General features: G+C 36.8%; 19 protein-coding genes and 1 riboswitch. Of the genes, 3 read left to right on the forward strand and 16 right to left on the reverse strand.

The window, feature by feature from the left end:
• The first annotated feature begins 31 nt into the window (after positions 1–31).
• Positions 32–322, forward strand: coding sequence for a type 1 periplasmic-binding domain-containing protein (locus tag K9V48_RS04815; RefSeq protein ID WP_224137377.1), 291 nt, complete (start codon positions 32–34; stop codon positions 320–322).
• Positions 323–752: 430 nt separating this feature from the next.
• On the opposite strand, the gene K9V48_RS04820 is transcribed toward K9V48_RS04815, so the two are convergent.
• The 10 genes from K9V48_RS04820 to K9V48_RS04865 form a co-directional block, all read right to left on the reverse strand.
• A complete protein-coding gene (locus tag K9V48_RS04820; RefSeq protein WP_224137378.1) occupies positions 753–1388 on the reverse strand; it encodes a YczE/YyaS/YitT family protein in 636 nt (211 codons plus the stop codon).
• 399 nt (positions 1389–1787) lie between these two features.
• The gene (locus K9V48_RS04825) at positions 1788–2027 is read right to left on the reverse strand and encodes a hypothetical protein (RefSeq protein ID WP_224137379.1); all 240 of its coding nucleotides are present in this window, start codon (positions 2025–2027) and stop codon (positions 1788–1790) included.
• 10 nt (positions 2028–2037) lie between these two features.
• The gene (mmuM, locus tag K9V48_RS04830; RefSeq protein ID WP_224137380.1) at positions 2038–2997 is read right to left on the reverse strand and encodes a homocysteine S-methyltransferase; all 960 of its coding nucleotides are present in this window, start codon (positions 2995–2997) and stop codon (positions 2038–2040) included.
• Complete coding sequence (mmuP, locus tag K9V48_RS04835; RefSeq protein WP_224137381.1) at positions 2972–4375, reverse strand: S-methylmethionine permease; 1404 nt, start codon at positions 4373–4375, stop codon at positions 2972–2974. Before mmuP ends, mmuM begins: the two co-directional genes overlap by 26 nt.
• 80 nt (positions 4376–4455) lie before the next feature.
• Positions 4456–4559, reverse strand: a riboswitch (SAM riboswitch).
• Positions 4560–5312: 753 nt separating this feature from the next.
• Positions 5313–6233 carry a ribose ABC transporter substrate-binding protein RbsB gene (gene rbsB / locus K9V48_RS04840; RefSeq protein WP_224137383.1) on the reverse strand — a complete coding sequence of 307 codons (921 nt, stop codon included), beginning with the start codon at positions 6231–6233 and terminating at the stop codon, positions 5313–5315.
• A 17-nt stretch (positions 6234–6250) separates the two neighbouring features.
• Positions 6251–7174 carry an ABC transporter permease subunit gene (gene rbsC / locus K9V48_RS04845; RefSeq protein WP_224137540.1) on the reverse strand — a complete coding sequence of 308 codons (924 nt, stop codon included), beginning with the start codon at positions 7172–7174 and terminating at the stop codon, positions 6251–6253.
• 43 nt (positions 7175–7217) lie between these two features.
• Complete coding sequence (locus K9V48_RS04850; RefSeq protein ID WP_224137385.1) at positions 7218–8699, reverse strand: sugar ABC transporter ATP-binding protein; 1482 nt, start codon at positions 8697–8699, stop codon at positions 7218–7220.
• Positions 8700–8717: 18 nt separating this feature from the next.
• Positions 8718–9113: a D-ribose pyranase gene (gene rbsD, locus K9V48_RS04855; protein ID WP_224137386.1), complete on the reverse strand. Its 396-nt coding sequence runs from the start codon at positions 9111–9113 to the stop codon at positions 8718–8720.
• Positions 9114–9115: 2 nt separating this feature from the next.
• Positions 9116–9994, reverse strand: coding sequence for a ribokinase (gene rbsK / locus K9V48_RS04860; protein WP_224137388.1), 879 nt, complete (start codon positions 9992–9994; stop codon positions 9116–9118).
• On the reverse strand, positions 9987–10973 hold the full coding sequence (locus K9V48_RS04865) for a LacI family DNA-binding transcriptional regulator (RefSeq protein ID WP_224137389.1): 987 nt from the start codon (positions 10971–10973) through the stop codon (positions 9987–9989). Before K9V48_RS04865 ends, rbsK begins: the two co-directional genes overlap by 8 nt.
• A 492-nt stretch (positions 10974–11465) precedes the next feature.
• Between K9V48_RS04865 and K9V48_RS04870 the strand changes: the two genes are divergently transcribed.
• Complete coding sequence (locus tag K9V48_RS04870) at positions 11466–12167, forward strand: YdeJ family lipoprotein (RefSeq protein WP_224137391.1); 702 nt, start codon at positions 11466–11468, stop codon at positions 12165–12167.
• A gap of 234 nt (positions 12168–12401) precedes the next feature.
• Here the strand turns inward: K9V48_RS04870 and K9V48_RS29960 are convergent, their stop codons facing one another.
• From K9V48_RS29960 to K9V48_RS04900, 6 genes are all read right to left on the reverse strand, one after another.
• Positions 12402–12578 (reverse strand): zinc ribbon domain-containing protein, encoded by a 177-nt coding sequence (locus K9V48_RS29960; RefSeq protein WP_224137541.1) that lies wholly within the window; start codon positions 12576–12578, stop codon positions 12402–12404.
• Between the two features lie 92 nt (positions 12579–12670).
• Positions 12671–13018: a hypothetical protein gene (locus K9V48_RS04880; protein WP_224137393.1), complete on the reverse strand. Its 348-nt coding sequence runs from the start codon at positions 13016–13018 to the stop codon at positions 12671–12673.
• Between the two features lie 292 nt (positions 13019–13310).
• Positions 13311–14426: a tRNA 2-thiouridine(34) synthase MnmA gene (mnmA, locus tag K9V48_RS04885; RefSeq protein ID WP_224137395.1), complete on the reverse strand. Its 1116-nt coding sequence runs from the start codon at positions 14424–14426 to the stop codon at positions 13311–13313.
• Positions 14427–14570: 144 nt separating this feature from the next.
• On the reverse strand, positions 14571–15431 hold the full coding sequence (locus K9V48_RS04890) for an SIR2 family NAD-dependent protein deacylase (RefSeq protein WP_224137397.1): 861 nt from the start codon (positions 15429–15431) through the stop codon (positions 14571–14573).
• Between the two features lie 553 nt (positions 15432–15984).
• Positions 15985–17280 (reverse strand): MFS transporter, encoded by a 1296-nt coding sequence (locus tag K9V48_RS04895; protein WP_224137399.1) that lies wholly within the window; start codon positions 17278–17280, stop codon positions 15985–15987.
• A gap of 557 nt (positions 17281–17837) precedes the next feature.
• On the reverse strand, positions 17838–18281 hold the full coding sequence (locus K9V48_RS04900; RefSeq protein ID WP_224137401.1) for an Lrp/AsnC family transcriptional regulator: 444 nt from the start codon (positions 18279–18281) through the stop codon (positions 17838–17840).
• A 119-nt stretch (positions 18282–18400) separates the two neighbouring features.
• Between K9V48_RS04900 and K9V48_RS04905 the strand changes: the two genes are divergently transcribed.
• Positions 18401–18946: a cysteine hydrolase family protein gene (locus K9V48_RS04905; protein ID WP_224137403.1), complete on the forward strand. Its 546-nt coding sequence runs from the start codon at positions 18401–18403 to the stop codon at positions 18944–18946.
• Positions 18947–19061: the final 115 nt, after the last annotated feature.

Here is a 19061-nt window from a genome sequence, read left to right on the forward strand (position 1 = left end):
AAACAAGGTGTTATATAAAGGGGGAGAAAAAATGGGAGCGTTATTTGAACTATTAAGCTCTATTGGAACACTTCTGCTTCCGTTTATAAAAGAAGTAACGGAGGAAGAAATAGATAAGAATATAAAATTTTTAAAACAGTACCAATGGTTTCTAAAACATTGGGATGATGATAAATATAAGGAATTAATTAACGAAGACGTAGATGTTCGTTATGTAATTGGAAAATTTAATAGAAATAAAATGAAAAAGATTTCCTATCACAATAAATATCAAATAAAAATTAACAAAGTTTTACTAACAAAAACAAATTATCGTGCTTAATTGTATATGTAATTAAAGACTATGCTTTAGAATGATAACTAAGGAGCCCATTAGCTTGAGGATTATCCCCACTCCAATGGATACACTCCCTTTTATTTTTACACAAAAAGAACGTATATTCTATAAATTACTTTTAATTGTAAAAAGTTCTTAAAGAAAATTTTAGAACTATAACAAAAGCACAAGAGCCCCGTTATAATAACGAGGCTCTTGTGCTTTTGTTATTTGTTTATATTTATTAACTTCTTAATAATGGGTTTAATAAATACAGCTTCTACTCTCTGCTTTACCATCACTTGTGATACGGTTCACCATAGCATATCTAAATGAGGTTTCCCAAAAAAGCGGGGACTAGCAAATACTTTTGAAATGAAAGGGGCTCCCCCCATGAAGGGATACTCATACATCATGTTTATTTATTTTTAATTGTCTACATATGCGTTAACAGGCGATCCTTTTGGTCAAGGAAATATACCATCAGTTTCTTACATTGAGGAATAGAAAATCCTAAAATTGGACCTAATCCAAACGCAATAAACACTGTTCCAATTCCAACAGGCCCCCCTAACATCCAACCAAGAAGAAAAACGAGTACTTCAATTCCATTTCTAACCAACGGGATACTCCAACCCGTTCTTTCAACAATTATTAACATAAAGCTGTCTCTAGGACCTGCTCCAAAATCAGCAGAAACATATAATCCAATACCGTACCCTATTAAAACAATACCTATGATAAAGGCAATTGTTGCTCCTGCTAAACTATCAATGCTAGGTAAAATCCAATTAAAAAGATCAATAAATAAACCTAGAAACAGCATATTCAAAAAAGCCCCTATTTTTGGCCATGCCTTATTGAAAATTGAACCTATCAACAAGAGTAAAAATCCACTTATTATCGACCAAGTTCCAATAGTAAAGCCAAATTTAGTAAATAGACCATAATGAAAAACATCCCATGGTCCAATCCCTAAATGCTTTCCTTCAATTGTTAAAGATATGCCAAATGCTAACACCATTAATCCAAAAATAAAAAAAGACCAGCGTAGAATCCATTCCTTTTTCATAACCGCTCCTCTATCTTATATCTTATTCTTTTATTAATATAACATTAAATTTGGACAGAATTTATAATCTATATTTTCTGAAATATAACCAAAAAAGCGTATCTTTCATTTTCTTATTAAAGGAGAATTATGGGGGCTTATTCGTTTTAACAATGGAAAAGCTGACGAGGGCAAGATTATATAGCCACGTCAGCTTTTTCTTTTTGCAGATAAAAAAATTCCTCCATTTGTTATGGTTATCTAAAAAATCATCAATAAGAAGAATATATCTAAGTTTGGCTCTTGAATAGATTTTACCTAAAATCAAAGGAGGAGAACATTAAATCAACTTATTTAGTTTTAAAAAAAGGAACTCATTTACTTATGGTACGGTTCCCCGTAATGTGGCAAATTGAGGTTTTAATTAGTAATAAGTGAATCATGATTTCTTATTAAATATGATTTTAGTTTATCTGTAGTTTCTTTATGCTCGAACAATTTACGATTTTCAAATTCTAATTCTTCAGCTACTATCATCTCTCTTATATTCTCAATTACTTTTTTAATTAAAGTATACGTAATATCCTCATTCTTGATCTTTGAACCAAAAAAGCCAACAGAATCGTCCTCATGTTTTTGTTTTTCCTTTGCCCAGTTCATTTTCCTATGGTTATTTAAAAATCTTAGAAGTCCGCCACTTTTTTGATATCTCCGCAATATGATGTGGTGCCGTTCTGCAGCATCCTCCTATTAAACGTGCACCTGCTTGATACCATTCTTCAGATTGAATATCAAACGCGCTACATTGTTCATGGCCATGCCATGTTTTTGTTTCGGGATTATAGGTTTCTCCGGAGTTTGGATAAACAAGGAGCGGTTTATTTGTGTTTGCCCGTAACTCTTGGATAGCACCCGTTACAATAGTTACTGATGCACAATTAATCCCTATTGCAACAATTTGATCATTTTTTTCAAAAACTCGTGCACACTCGGAAAGCTTTATACCTTCACTAATCTCTTTCTCATTTTTTAAAGAAAAGGAAAGCCAGGCATATGTATCAGGAAATTCACGTAATAATGAATCTAATACACTTGCTTCTTGCAGGGAAGGAATGGTTTCAAATGCTAACAGATCTGCTCCTGCTTCAATTAACGCTGACATTCTTGACCGATGAAATTCTGCCAATGTATCATCTGTTACACCATAATTGCCTACATATTCTGAACCATCTGCGAGGTAAGCGCCATATGGTCCAACTGATGCCACCACCAATGGTTTAGGCCTATTCGTTTCGTTATTTTCCTTCCAAAAATCATCTCTTGCTCTTCTTGCGAGCAACACCGTCTTCTTCATTAACTCCAGAGCTTCCTGCTCTTGTATTCCACATGCGGAAAAACCATCAATAGTAGCTTGATAGCTTGCCGTGATGGCACAGTCTGCCCCTGCACGAAAATAGTCCGAATGAACCTGATAAATCAGTTCTGGATTCTCCAGTAACGCACGTGCAGACCAAAGGGGGTCATCCAAATTACATCCATGCGCCTCCAGTTCTGTAGCCAATGCTCCATCAAGAATCATAATGGAATGTTCGGATAAAATGGCTTCAATTGGATTGATTTTGTTGGACATAATCTACGCCTCTCTTCTTACGTTTATTTGTTAGATAGTAACTTCCATAGCAAAGTAAAATAAACGGTATGCCGCAATATAAGGCAATTCGTTGTGTTGGATCGAAGGCAATTCCAATACATGATGCTAAACAAAGAATAAAGGAAGCAATTGGTACCAATGGATAGAGTGGTGTTCGATAGACCAAATCCTTTTCAGAATTTCCCTCTTTCAAATATTGTCTGCGAAATAGAAATTGGGCAGCACTAATACTCATCCAAACAACAACCACTGCTAAACCGGAAATGGAAACAAGCACGATATACACTGTATTTGGTGCCACAATACTTGAGAGCAATGCCAAAGCTCCACCCACCATGCTGAAAATAACCCCATTAATCGGAACACCGTTCTTATTCATTTTTCCAAAAATCGGGGATATGGCGTTCTGATTAGCAAGCGACCAAAGCATTCTAGAAGAAGCATATAGACCTGAGTTGGCAGCCGATAAAATTGCCGTCAAGATCACAAAGTTCATAATGTCTGCAGAATAAGGGAGCCCCATTCGATCTAAAACTACAACAAATGGGCTCTCTAATACCCCTGCATCGGACATCGGCAGTAACGCAGATAAAACAACAATTGTCCCTACAAAAAAGATGATCAATCTCCACAAGGTAGTGCGAATGGCCTTCGGTATCATTTTTTCTGGATTTGCTGTTTCGCCAGCTGCAATACCGATTAACTCAGTTCCTGAAAAAGCAAAGTTAACTGCAAGCATGGTCATGAGTATGCCAGTAACACCATGAGGAAATAAACCTGCGCTTGTAAAATTCGAAAAGAATGATGCTGGTTTAGAATGCGTCATCGGAAGAAACCCTAGCAGTGCCGCTGCTCCGATAAGAATAAATAGCACAATCGCTATAACCTTTATCGACGAAAACCAAAATTCTGCTTCAGCGAAAAACTTCACTGTCAGGACATTTAAAACAAAGATTAAAATGGCAAAAAGTGCACTCCATATCCAAACATTGATGGATGGAAACCAACGCTGCATAAGCAATCCTGCTGCAGTAAACTCAGAACCTAAAGCAACTGCCCATGTCAGCCAATACAACCAAGCTACTGTATACCCTGTCCCTGGACCAATGTATTTAGCCGCATAGCTATGAAATGCACCGGTTTCAGGCATATGGACAGCAAGCTCTCCTAAACAAAGCATGACTAGATACACTACCAGTGCACCAATCAGATAGGAAAGAATCGTACCAAATGGCCCAGCTTGTTGAATCGTGTAACCCGAACTTAAGAATAAGCCCGTTCCAATTACCCCGCCAAGCGCGATCATGACTAAATGACGTGCTTGCATTGTTCTTTGAAATTCTTGCCTGTTCCCCATTAAAACTCTCCTTTGTTACTATCCAGAAAAAACAAAAACACACTCTAGAAGAGTGCGCTGCTGACAAATAAAAACGGACGCTCTTATCTATCAGGATATCACCCGCTGGAATTAGCACAGTGTCTTAAACAGACCTGTTGCTGAGGTTTCATCGGGCCAGTCCCTCCACCTCTCTGGATAAGAAATATTTTTATATAAACTTATCAACCATCGCTGAAAATGTCAATATAATTCTATTTTTTGCGAAAATTCAGTATCATCTAAAATAGAAAAAGCAAATTTTCCAAGTAATTAGAAGTCATCCTGAACCAAGCAATACTAGAAACCAGAGATTACTACAAAGAAAACTACATAGAAAAACCCTTGTTGTTCAAACCGAAAAAAATCAAAAACCTCCCGTAAAGACCTAAATCCTTCCCGATCCATTCTTTTACCACTTCGCCATATTAAAAAATTCTACTTATAGTAAAAGGCTAATGAGCTTATCGATGAACCTAGAGGCGGAAAGCAAATATAAATCGTTTGACCATTCGAAAGGGAGGAAAAAGGCGATGCGAAAATTAAGAAATAAAGTATCTATAAATTTGTCGTACACGGATAGATTTATAGAATTTGAGAATAAATTCAAAATTAACTCTGCTAATCCTCATTAACTGTTTGAAAAGGTTACTATGATTAAAGATTTACTATCCATATTTAATAATGCTTAAAAGAAACTTAAAAAGACAACTTCCAAATGGATAGTTGTCTTTCTTTAAAATGAGTTGTCAAATACACTCCAAACGTGTAGAACATGGAAACAAGTCTATCTAGCTTCTCACCAATAATTTTAACAAAAACCTCATTTACTTATGATACGGTTCACCACCATTAATCCTAAAATACCCTGCTGGCGGCCATTCGTATAATCTTTCTCCAGTTCAAAATATATGCTATTTTAATTATCTTGCGTTACTAATTTTAGTGGAGCAGCTATGATATTCTCAACCTTTTTACCCTGCAAAACGTCTCTTGCAGCATCTACAGCGAGCTTACCAATTAACTCTGATTGTTGAGCAACTGTCGCTTCCATATCTCCTGATTTAATAGCATTTAGTGCGTCGTCATTCCCATCAAATCCAATGACCATAACTTCCTTACCAGAGCTATTAATTGCCTCAATAGCCCCCAATGCCATTTCATCATTATGAGCAAATACAGCTTTAATATCAGGATTTGCTTGCAGAAGATTTTCCATTACAGTTAATCCTTTTGTACGATCAAAATCAGCTGCTTGTTTAGCAATTATATTCAATTTTTGATCTGCTATGTTATGGAATCCCTGACCTCTTTCACGTGTGGCAGATGCCCCTGGAACTCCCTCTAATTCAATAACTTGTGCATTTTCTCCAAACTTTTCAATAATATAATTTGCAGCCATTTCCCCGCCTTTTATATTATCTGAAGCCACTAATGCTTCTACTTTGCCTTTATCTGCTGAGCGATCCAACGTAACTACCGGTATGCCAATATTATTCGCTGATTGAACAGCAGTTGAAATGGAAGCGGAATCTGTTGGATTAATGAGCAAAGCATCTACACCTTGCTGAATTAAATCCTCCACGTCATTAACTTGTTTTGCAGAGTCATTTTGTGCATCTACGATAATAACTTCCATACCTAAGGCTTCTACTTCTTTAACAACTCCATCCCTTAAAGAAACAAAAAATGGGTTATTTAATGTGGAAACCGATAAGCCAATTTTAATATCTTTTAAACTTTCTTTTTTATCCGGTTTTGCCCATCCAGGCGGTTGCATTGAACAAGCACTTAGGAGCAAAAGTGTTAGTGATAGACATAAAACTATTAATTTTTTCATCATGATCTCTCCCTATACTACTTTTTACGGTCAAGTAATACTGCAATTAATATAACGATCCCCTTAACCACCATTTGGTAAAAAGATGATACTCCAAGAAGATTCAAGCCGTTATTTAAGGTACCGATAATTAAAGCACCGATAAGTGTCCCAAAAATTCTTCCTTTTCCTCCTGAAAGGCTTGTCCCTCCTAACACAACTGCTGCAATCGCATCAAGCTCATATGAAGTGCCAGCTGTAGGCTGTGCTGAATTTAAACGAGATGTTAAGATCGCACCCGCCAAAGCTGCAAGCATTCCCGAAAGGCTATAAATCATAATTTTTACTTTTGGTACTTTAATCCCTGAAATTAATGCTGCTTTTTCATTTCCACCAATCGCATATGTTTTTCGTCCGAATGGAGTTTTGTGAAGAAGAATGAATAAGAAAACAAATGCAAGGATCATCGTAATAGCTGGTACAGGTATTCCTAGAAAATAACCACGGCCAAATAACTGAAACAGATAATTATCACCAAGACCAGTAATCGGGTTTCCACCAGTATAAACAAGTGTTAATCCTCTGAAGATCGTCATTGTTGCTAGTGTAGCAATAAATGGAGCCATTTTTCCCTTGGTAATGAATAATCCGTTTACCGTTCCCATCAAGCCACCAAGAATACATCCAATGATGATCGCAAGAATCGGGTCTACACCAGATACCATCATTCCTGCTGTCAAAGCACTGGATAAAGCAAGAATAGCCCCGACAGATAAATCAATTCCTCCTGTTAAAATAACAAATGTCATACCAAAAGCAATAAGTGCATTAATCGCAACCTGTCTTAATAAATTTAAGATATTCAAAGGCTCGAGAAAACTTGGATTTAATATCGACACAATCACAACTAATATAATTAAACCTAGCAATGGCCCTAACTTTTGGGTAATTGCATTCATCATATTTGTCTTGCCAGGCTTTGTCACTGTATTAATGGAATTCATTTTATTGACCTCCTGTTGCCAATGTCATAATTTTTTCTTGGGTCGCATCTTCTTTCAATAATTCTCCATTTATTTTTCCTTCATGAACGACGAGGATTCGATCACTCATTCCAAGGATCTCAGGTAATTCTGAAGATACCATGATGATAGCTACACCCCGATCTGTTAATTCATTCATTAGTTGATAAATTTCTCTCTTCGCTCCAACATCTACTCCTCTAGTTGGTTCATCTAATATAAGTAATTTCGGCCCTATTCCTACCCACTTGGCAATGACCACTTTTTGCTGATTTCCCCCTGATAGCTTTCCAACAGCAATATCTTTGGATTCCGTTTTTACTGTCAAGCGTTTGATTAGCATATTAACAAAGTCTGTCTCACTTTTTTCATTAATGATCCCTTTTGGAGCGAAGCTAGAGAGAGTTGGCAAAACCATATTATCTCTTATTGAGAAATCTAGGATTAATCCCTCATCTTTGCGATCTTCTGTAATGAATCCGATACCTAACTTAACAGCCTGTTCCGGTGTTTTAATCGTCACTTTCTTACCTTTCAGCCAAGTTTCACCGCCATCGATCGCATCAAGGCCAAAGATTGCCCTCATGATTTCTGTTCGACCGGCTCCCATCAAGCCTGAAACCCCAACTATTTCTCCAGCACAAACTGAAAAATTCACATCTTCAAAATATCCTTTTTTTGTTAAACCCTTTACTTGAAGAACGGTTTCACCCGGGTTAGGATTTCGTTTAGGATATCGATCGGTTAATTCCCTTCCAACCATTTTCCTAACAACCTCATCAAAATTTGTTTCTGGGATTGCCTTCGTGTCAACAGTTTTCCCATCACGCATTACTGTAATCCTGTCACAGATGGAGAAAATCTCCTCCATTCGATGAGAAATATATACGATTGATACTCCTGCTTTTTTTAATGAAGAAATAACATCAAAAAGTTTGCTGATTTCCCTTTCTGTCAATGCAGCAGTAGGTTCATCCATTATAATCACTTTTGCTTCTGTCATTAAAGCCTTAGCAATTTCAATCATTTGCTGTTCCCCAACAGAACAACTTCCTGCCTCTTTATCTAACGGAATTGATACTGCTAATCTATCAAACTGTTTCCTTGCTAACGCTTTCATTTCAGTTGTTTTTAAAAAGCCAAAAGAATTCTTTAGTTCCTTACCAATAAATAAGTTTTCTAGAACAGTCATATCAGGCCAAATATTTAATTCCTGATGAATAAAGGTGATTCCACTTTGCTCCGCTTCTTTTGGGTTCTTAAAATAGGTTTCCTCTCCATCAATTGTGATTTTCCCTTTATCACGGGCATGCATCCCTGTAAGTACGTTCATCATCGTTGATTTCCCTGCACCATTTTCCCCCATTAAGGCATGTACTTCCCCATCCACTAAATCAAAATCAACACCTGTTAAAACTTGATTGGTTCCAAATGCTTTATAGATGTTTTCCATCATAATTCGCATGTTTATCACCTCATTCTATTAAAAAAATACTCCTGATTGTAAAATACAGTTTGCATACGGTGTACTCTCACCCGTACGAATTACTGCTTTAGCTTGTTTAGTTAATTGTTTAAACTCCTCATGGGAAACGTGTTCTATTTTCTTATTAGCGAATTTATCCATTACATATTTAGCATGTTCAGGATTTCCTTCTTCTATTTCAGAGGCAATTATCACTTTTTCGATAACCATATCCTCTTCAACGACATTCACTACATCTATAAATGAAGGCATGCCAGTTTTGACTGCTAAATCTATCTTTTTAACGCCCTCTGGAATGGGCAAACCAGCATCTGCTATTACAATATAATCGGTATGACCCAGATCAGCTAAAATCTTTGAAATGTGGCTGTTTAAAATTCCATAACGTTTCATTTTTATAAATTCCCTTCTACTTCTTCTCTTGTTGGCATACCACCCTGTGCACCAAATTTTGTTACGGACAAAGATGCAGCCCGATTAGCAAAACGAATGCTATCTTCTATGCTTTTCCCCTCAGCTACTGCCACTGCAAAAGCTGCATTAAATGTATCTCCTGCACCTGTTGTATCAACTGCGTCAACAGGATAAGCGGGGACAAGTATTTCATTTTCACCATCATAATAACGAACTCCGTTTTTACCTTCTGTAACCAATAATTTATTTGGAAACCATTTTAATGCTTCATGGATATCCTTGTTCTCAAAAAGAACAGAAGCTTCCCCTTCATTTGGTGTAATATAAGTTGCCTTTTCAATCACCGTTTTACTAATAGGTCTTGCCGGTGCTGGATTTAGTAATAAGGGCACATCATTTGCAAAGCAAATTTCTGTTACATATTCTACTGTTTCCTCAGGAATTTCTTGCTGGATTAGGACAATATCTGATTCACGTATGACACCCAGTGCCTTTTCAACTAAATCAGGTGTGACATAATTATTAGCACCTTTAACTACAATAATACTGTTATCGCCATCTGCTAGGGTAATATGTGCTGTTCCTGTCCCTGAATGTGTAACCGGTTTCACATAAGTTGTGAAAACACCATTAGAAGTGAAATTGTTAACTATTTGTTCACCAAACTCATCGTCACCTACACATCCCACCATATACACTTCAGCACCGAGCCTGGCAGCTGCGACAGCCTGGTTAGCCCCTTTGCCACCAGGAACTGTCTTAAAGCTCTCCCCAAGAATCGTTTCCCCTTTATTTGGCCGTTTTGAAGCGGTTACAACCAAATCCATAGAAGAACTACCGATAATCGTCATTTTAATCATTTTTCTCAACCTTTCTTGTCGTTTGCCTTTCAATAAATGTAACTGGCATTTGGATATTCTTCTGCACTAACGGTTTTTTATTAATAATTTTCATTAATAATTTTGCTGCTTCTCTTCCCATATCATAGGCAGGTTGTCTAATGGTAGAAAGTGGTGGGAATAGCAACTTGCTAAGCGGTATATCATCATATCCGATAATTTGTAAGTCATCCGGAATGGATCTTCCTATTCGCAACGCCTCATGTAATATCGCTGCTGCACTAAGATCATTGCTGGCAATTACCCCATCTGTTTCAGGAAATTTCTCAAATAAAGTTTTAGCCATTTTTTCTGCATCGTGAAAACTAAACGATGAAGTAATAACCTGAAAGTCCACATTAGCATTACACAGCTCATCAACTGCACCTTTGAATCTGTCTTGTGCTGTCCTTAATTCAATAGGCCCTTTAAGTAAAGCAATTCGCTTACTTCCCCTTCGAATCATTTCTTGTGCTGCTTTTTTTCCCCCATCCAATCCATCTGCATAAACTGAAGGATAACTATTTGTTATCCGATCTAGTAATACAACAGGAAAAGATAAGTTTTCGTAAAGTTTTGTTTCAGCCTGATTTGTTGCTGAAATAATACCTATTACATTATTTTGTTTAAAAGTCTGTATATAATCTATTTCTTTTTCAAGTTTTTCATCAGCATTTCCAATAATTAAATGAAGTCCTTGCTCCTGCATTTCATCCTCTACCCCACGAGCTAACTCAGGAAAGTAGGGATTTCGAATATCCGGAAGCAATAACCCTATTAATCTTGATTTTTTGTTATAAAGAGATCTTGCCACTTCATTTGGTTTGTAATTTAATTCTTTAATTGCCTCGTTTACTAGCTTCCTAGTATCTTCATGTGCATAACCTTTATTGTTTAATACTCTTGAAACGGTCGCCACAGATACTCCAGCTTTTTTTGCAACATCCCGTATAGTAGCCATCGATTCACCCCTCATGTGTAACCGGTTACACACATAATAGCATAATATTTTTTCGCACGCAACATATAATTGTAATCGTTTTAGGAAAGTGCTGACGAAGCTATGCCTCTCTATTAAAAGTACATGGAAAAAATTCCACATAAAGTTGAATAGACTAAAATCTTAGATACTAAGTCTCTTATGTAATTCGTTTAGGCTATACAAGCCCAAAAACCTTAAAAAGTCCAAGGTAAACTAGGAAATTTCCGAGCAAGTCCAAACTATTGTGAAGTATTACGCCTAGTACACTGAATGTATGGAAGAAAAAGTTGTAGATAAATTCTTAAAGAACCTTTTAAGAAACAAAAATTTCATTGGCTGGGTAGAATTACGACGACACAATAAAGAAGGTTTGTCCTAAACATTATAAAATGTTACTTATTTTTCCAAAAGGTTTTTGTTATGCTAGAATGAGACAGATAGCACGTTTTAGAAAAGATTGGAGTTGTAAAAGTGAAGAGAAACAAATTTTTAATTGTTGCAGCTTTATTAGCCGTATTGTTAGTAGTATTTTCTGCTTGTAATTCGTCCGATGAGTCCACTTCAACAACCGATAATCAGTCACAAACGAATCGCACTTCGCAAAAAAGCACAGATGATTCTTCTGAAACAATGGATTCATTAAACAATTCTTCGAGTAATAGCTCGACATCCCCCCACAAGAATGAAAATAAAAAACAAGAGAGCATTGAAAACGATTCAAATACTGACACTGACCAAACCCCAACTGAAAATAGTGACTTAAATGTAGGGGATGAGAAATACAAAGAAACACTATCCCAGTATTCTAGTGAACAAATTGAATACGCTAGAATTTGGTTGCAACTTGGACCCAATCAAGATATAGATGGATTGTATGTTCGACATATTCCAGCTGGCACACCACTCAACCCTGATGATGACACCAGTGCTAGTTATCCAGAAGCTGTTATCCAGTTAGCAGGTTCTCGCTTAGTAGATGGATCAGTAACTTATAGTAGTAATGGCGATGGCACGATTAATGTATACAACGTTCCTTTACGTTGGGATGGCAGTTACCCTGCCGGTAAAAAATTCTACACAGATATTATTAAAAATAAAAAGCTAGTGCACGTTGATCCGGGTGACGATGAAAAAATCATAAAATTAATCAAATTGCTAAATGTTCATTATTAAGCCAACGGGTGCTCGTATTATAAGGGGCTGTCCAGAAAGTCAGTTGTCATTGACTTTCTGGACAGCCCCTTATTGTTTTATAAAGCGTCGACGCACTTCATTATTAATTTTCACAATAAAAATTAGACATACCTTTAAAACTCAATGTAACTTAACTATAAATGGTATAAAAAATCTAATATAACAAAATGAGGTAAGCATTACATAATCCTCTTTCAGCTTGGATTGTAATGTCTATTTCCACCTCTCCAATTTATGAAGTTTTTTTACAAACATTCCTGCCAATAACTTCGGAAAACCCATTTCGATGCATTTATCTTTTACAAATTGTTTCATTTCATCTACAGAAATGTCCTTTTGCGTGAATTCCCCTTCTTGATAACAATGCTTACAGTAACATAGAACTTTTATCTAAATCCTTCTCCGTACCACGGCATAGCGCAGCTTTGGCACTTTTTATATTCTTTCATACTATCACCTCAAATTGTACTTCAATTAAGCTTCTAATGTTTTATAAATTTTTTGACTCTTTTTAGTTGAGGAGCTGTTAGGTATTTTTCTCTTTTTCGTAACACATTCAATAATTCCTCTTTATTTTCATCCGTTACGGCTAAAAGCGTGCTTTCCGAGTGCTGAGGAATTTCCTTTGGTCTGCAATTCTCAAGGTGATGAAGTAAGAAAGGAAAAATCACATCATTGTTTTCCTTACTGACGGTTGCTAGTTTCGCAAGAGTTAGGACACCCTTATCAATTGTAATAACCGAACCGATTTTCATGGCACTTTTTAATGTGTTAAGATGAGCCATAATAGTTTCTGATGCTACCTCAGCAATCGTTGCTAATGCCGTCATTCCACCCCACACCAAACGATTATTACGGCTTTTTAACAACTCTATAAAAGTCAGAGCATACTTACTTATGAGTTCTGGTTTAACTTGTCCAATTTCGTACGCTACTTTAAAACCATCTTTACTTAGCACCGTACAGAGTTGTTTATCAATCCAGTAACATTTGATAATACTTTAAACAAATCTACTAATTTTTCATCAATTATAGCTAATTAATTTTCAATCATTTTATTATCTTCCTACTTCAAATAGGGGGACGCTCCTAACAGGAGACAGCTTTTAGTTTCGATTCTTCTTACCCTACATAAGTTAATTGTTTGTTTTCACGATACACTTGGTTAATAGTTCCTCCACCGAGGCATTCTTCTCCTCGATAGAAGACAACTGCTTGTCCAGGTGTTATAGCACGAATCGGTTCGTGGAAAATGACTTTAACTTTGGAATCATCCAACCGTTCTACAGTTACTTTATTGTCCGATTGGCGATAGCGGAATTTTGCAGTACATTCAAATGTATCAGGTATATCTTCTCTTGAAATCCAGCTTACATGATCAGTAATGATGCTGTCTGAATAGAGCATTTCATGGTGGAAGCCTTGTCCAACATATAGTACATTCCTTTCAATATCCTTTCCAATTACAAACCAAGGATCGCCGTTTCCTCCAATACCCAATCCATGCCTCTGTCCGATTGTAAAGTACATGATTCCATCATGATGTCCGACAACTTTTCCGTCGAATGTTTCCATATTCCCCTTTTGAGCAGGCAAATAACCACTTAAGAACTCTTTGAAATTTCGTTCACCAATAAAGCAAATGCCTGTACTATCTTTTTTGGAGGCTATCGCCAAATTAGCTTTGGCAGCTAATTCCCTTACTTTTGGTTTTTCCATATCACCTATTGGAAATAACACCTTACTTAACTGCTCCTCTGTTAATTGATTAAGGAAATAGGTCTGATCTTTTTGTTCATCCTTCCCTCTTAACATGTGAACTTTCCCGTCTTCTCTGACCACTCGTGCATAATGTCCTGTAGCCACATAATCGGCTCCAAGGCTCATGGCATGATCTAAAAATGCCTTGAACTTGATTTCCTTATTGCATATCACATCAGGATTCGGCGTCCTTCCCGTCTTATATTCTTCTAGAAAGTAGGTGAATACCTTGTCCCAATACTGCTTTTCAAAATTCACAGCGTAATAGGGAATTCCTAGTTGATTACAGACGCGGATAACGTCCTCATAGTCTTCTGTAGCCGTACAAACCCCAAATTCATCTGTATCGTCCCAATTCTTCATGAATATTCCGATGACGTCATAGCCTTGTTCTTTTAGAAGCAGTGCCGCAACAGAAGAATCGACCCCGCCTGACATTCCTACAACTACACGTGTATCTTTTGGTGCTTTCTCCATTTGTTTTCCTCCTGTCTTTCTATAAATACTTTCTATCATCAATAGTAATTTCTGCTGCTAGTTGAAGAAAAGAATTATACTATCAATTACACTTCCTTTATATTCTATGAAATGCCCGCTTTTAATAATGCTTCTAAACCCTCTTCATTTTATTGCCTTCTCATTCAAGGCATCTTGAAATACCCGGGCAATATCTTCGTTAATTGCAAGTCCTTTTTCCTCTATCTCTCTAGGAACCACCGCATCTTTAGGATTAATGCTAATGTAGTATGCTCTCGGCAAACTATAAGTCATCTCCCAAAATGGTTCTTTAATAAACATTGGTGTCATCGTTCCTACGCCTAATTCCAGGAATAGAACCTTTTTATATTTGTTTTTCATAAGATATGTTTGGTATTTTTTAATTTGATTTTTCCAGAAGCTACCCTCTAGAAAAATAAAGGAACGAATCCACGGCTCCATCTCGCCTCCGCATTCTGAACATTTGGGTACTAAATCAGAAGGAATTTTCGTTCCAGCCAACTTACTATGCATTTCCCGAATCGACTTTTCATTATAATAAACATTATCGTGACAGCGACTTTTACATTGAAAATAACGCCAGTCCCCTTGAATTAGACTGATTTTATCCTCAGGAAAAACTTTTGTAAATTGGAAGTCTTGATTCGTAGTGACGACAAAATAATCTTTATCCTTGATAAGCTCATAAAGGTCCAAATAGGGTTGTCCTGGTTTGGAATCGTACAAATAATGAATAAGCTTAGTGAAATATCCCCATCTTTCTTCACTGGAGGAATATCGATAATAAAGGGCTTCCCACAAACTACGAACCTCATATGCTCTTTCAAATTCACTAAAATTTTTCCAAATCACTCCACTACTCTGATACCAGTTATAACCAGCGGAATTTGATAGCCCGGAAGCCCCACCAACTATAATTGCATCAGCTTCTTCGATTTTCTGAAGTAATGTTTCTATATGGTCTTGATATAGTTGATTGAACATACTTTATTTTTCCTCCTATCAATATGTCTAAAAACATTTACACAGATATGACCCTCCCTCAAATACAAATAGTAAAATCAAGGGGTGTAATATATTTTTTATGCTTTGACAGACTGTTTCACTTGAATCTAAATGAATTATATAGCATATATAGATCAATCGAAAAGTATGCACTTTTCCACCACATACTATCTACAAGGATAGTGTGAATATGAAAATATCCAAAGGAAAGTAGCTCCCCTTCTTGAATTAGAATGATCGTGTAAGAAAAGAGAGGGTTTTGTACACAATAAGGGTTAATGAGACACAGATTTTAAGCAATTTTTCGAAACATAGAACGATAAGATTTTAACTAAAATGAGACTTTATAAAAACCATTCAAAAATATTCGTTTTAAGATAAGGAAATACGAAAAGGCAGCTTTCAGTTTCTTACCGAAAGCTACCTTTATTCTAGTTTAGGAAACTATAAAATTCTTGTACTGTGGATAAGCACACTGCATCCAGCGCCCAGCGACGTATGCAGTACAAAAACTTTCTATCAGCTCTTTGATTTAAATCTTGCGAGACCAAACAACAACAGGAATAAGCAATAGCGACAAAACAGCTCCAGAAAGGGATAATGCTGCGTAACTAGAATGAGCGACTACCATTCCTGACAGCACACCGCCGGAGGCACCTGATAGTGCCAGCAAAACATCAACCGATCCCTGCGTTTTAGCACGAATAGATAGATGTGTTGCATCTATAATGAGAGCTGTTCCGCTTATTAGGCCAAAGTTCCAGCCAATACCAAGCAGTACTAGTGCACAGATAAGCAGTACCATTGAGTCTGCCGTCGCAAAAGCCGCCAGCATACCGGAGGCCAAAAGCGTGACACCAGCAGCAACAGCCATAGCAGTACGGCCGACTTTATCTACCAGCAGGCCTGTCAGAGGTGAAGTAAAGTACATGGCTCCTATATGGAAACCTATAACCAACCCTACTTCTCTCAAACCATGGCCATGATGTCCCATATGGATTGGTGTCATGGTCATAATGGCCGCCATAACAAATTGAGTCAAAACCATCACTGTAGCGCCTACGACAATTCCTCTTTTGTTTATTGTAAAGCTTTCCGAATTTGGTTCTGCCTGCACTATACTGTCTTCCTCTTGCGCATTTGCTATAGCTGTAGACACAACCAAAGGATCTGGACGAAGAAAAAGTAAGAGAACCAATCCGGCAAGGATAAAAGCTGTGGCTGCTAAGATAAATGGTCCAGCCAAAGTTGGAATACCAATAGATTGCGCAAATTCTCCCATCACACCGACCAAGTTAGGACCCGCTACAGCACCAAAGGTAGTAGAAAACATAGCCATACTCACAGCAGTTGCCCGCTGTTTAGCTGTCGCCAGATCTGTACTTGCGTATCGTGCTTGCAGATTCGAGGCAGTACCAGCTCCATAAATAAGCAGGGAAGCGAATAAAAGCAAGACGCTATTAAATAAGGCAGCAATTATAACGCCGATCGCACCCAGTCCACCAGCAAGAAAACCGGCTGCAAGTCCTGCCCGTCGCCCAAAACGCTGTGAAAGCCGACCTACAATCAGTGCGGCCCCCGCAGATCCTAAAGTGAGTAAAGCAACTGGAATCCCTGCTGCACTTTCGATTCCCAACATATCTTGTACGAGAAGTGCACCTACTGTTATACCGGCTGCAAGTCCCGCTCCTCCAAAAATTTGTGAAAGAATCACAACTCTTAATGTTCTTTTATAAAGCTGTCTTTGCTTTTCTGGTGAATCAATATACTCCTGTAGCCAGACAGGATGTTGTTGTGACTTCCTTATATCTACCATTTTATTTATCATAAGCTACACTTCCTAACAAAATAGTTCCTAGCTTTTCATATGTTCATTAGCCCTCTCTTTTAGAAGGTAACGATTACATGCAGCCTTTTTTAATCAACATTTTTGGTCAACTACTGATGTTAACGAATGAGTAAGAATCTCCTATGTTCGCATCCTCTTTACTCAGATTTGAATGTATTATATAGCGGTTGTAAATACGCAAACAAGTACGCACTTTTTCGACTCATACTATCCAAGAGAATAGTATTATTATGCCAATGAGAAAAGTACAATAAGAGAAAGAAATGAAGATATTCTGCATTAATGACTTGATTAATAAGGATCATATGTTTCACCTTATTGATCAAGTCATTAACTGAGGGCAAGTAAATATAGGGATATTCTGTAAATATGAAAAGGCTGAAACGCTTGTTTAATCAAGAATTTCAGCTCTTAATTCATTTCACTAAGTGATTTCAAATCTTAGAAACCAACAATTTAGTAGTGATAAAAAAGGATTCTAAACAATCTAGAATGATTGAAAATACTATTCTCCTAGACAAAGTAAACGTTTTTTGTCATGTGGCAGTCAACGGATTATTATATTGTTTAATCTCTTGTATTGATAGATACAAAGAATAGTTCCCATAATCGAGAGTTTTATTAAGAAAAAGATTCAATTGTTCTTGCGAATTAACTTTTATTTTTAAATGGTAACAGCCTTCTCCCGATACTCGATGAGCTTCAACTACCTCATTTCGATCATTAATAAAACGAATAAACGAATCATGGTGTGCTGTTTTCATATAAATAATAACAAATGCTGTATAAGAAAATCCTAATTTCATTTCATCTACTATTAGAGAGTAAGCTTTAATTACACCACTTTCCTCAAGTTTTTTTATACGATTTCCTACTGCTTGTCCCGTCATATGAATTTGTTCACCTAGGTCTTTCCATTGAATACGTGAATTTTCGGATAGTAACCGAAGGATCTGAAAATCAATGTTATCAAGTTCCATAATACATTCCTTTCACCATGAAATGATTTGATATAAAAGTGTTTCATCAAAGTATCGATAGAAATTAAAATATTATTTATCATTGTAGTGTAACAAAATTTTAAATGAGGTGAAAGAAAATGAGCACAGCTTTAATTATTGTCGATATTCAAAATGACTATTTTCCAAACGGAAAGATGGAATTAAGCAACCCTGAAAAAGCAGCCGCTAATGCTGCTAAAGTTCTTGAATGGTTTAGACAAAATAACAAAGATAATATTTTTCATGTCCAACATATCGCAAGTAGTCCAGAGTTAGGCTTCTTTCTTCCAGATACAGAGGGCGCTGAACTACATGAAACTGTTCTACCATTAGAACACGAAAACATTATTGTGAAAAATTTCCCTAACAGCTTTTTGAAGACTGATTTAGAAAGCAAATTAAGAGAAAATGGTGTAACCAAAGTAGTTGTTGTAGGTATGATGACACATATGTGTATTGATGCAACAGTTAGAGCTGCAGTGGATCTAGGCTTTGAAACTACACTGATTGAAGATGCATGTGCGACAAGAGACTTATCTTACCAAGGTAATGTCGTTCCAGCTGAACAGGTTCACTATGCGTTTGTCAGCGCACTTCAAAGTATGTATGCCAATGTAATTTCGACCGAGGATTTCCTTCAATAAAAAGCTAATACAACCTTATAGAGCCAAATATAAGCGGGAGTTTGTTTAAAAACAAGCTCCCTTTTTTCCAGTCAGACGCCATCATTTCAAGCTGTTGACCAATGCATCTTATCCT

It is taken from the genome of Metabacillus rhizolycopersici (assembly GCF_020075705.1).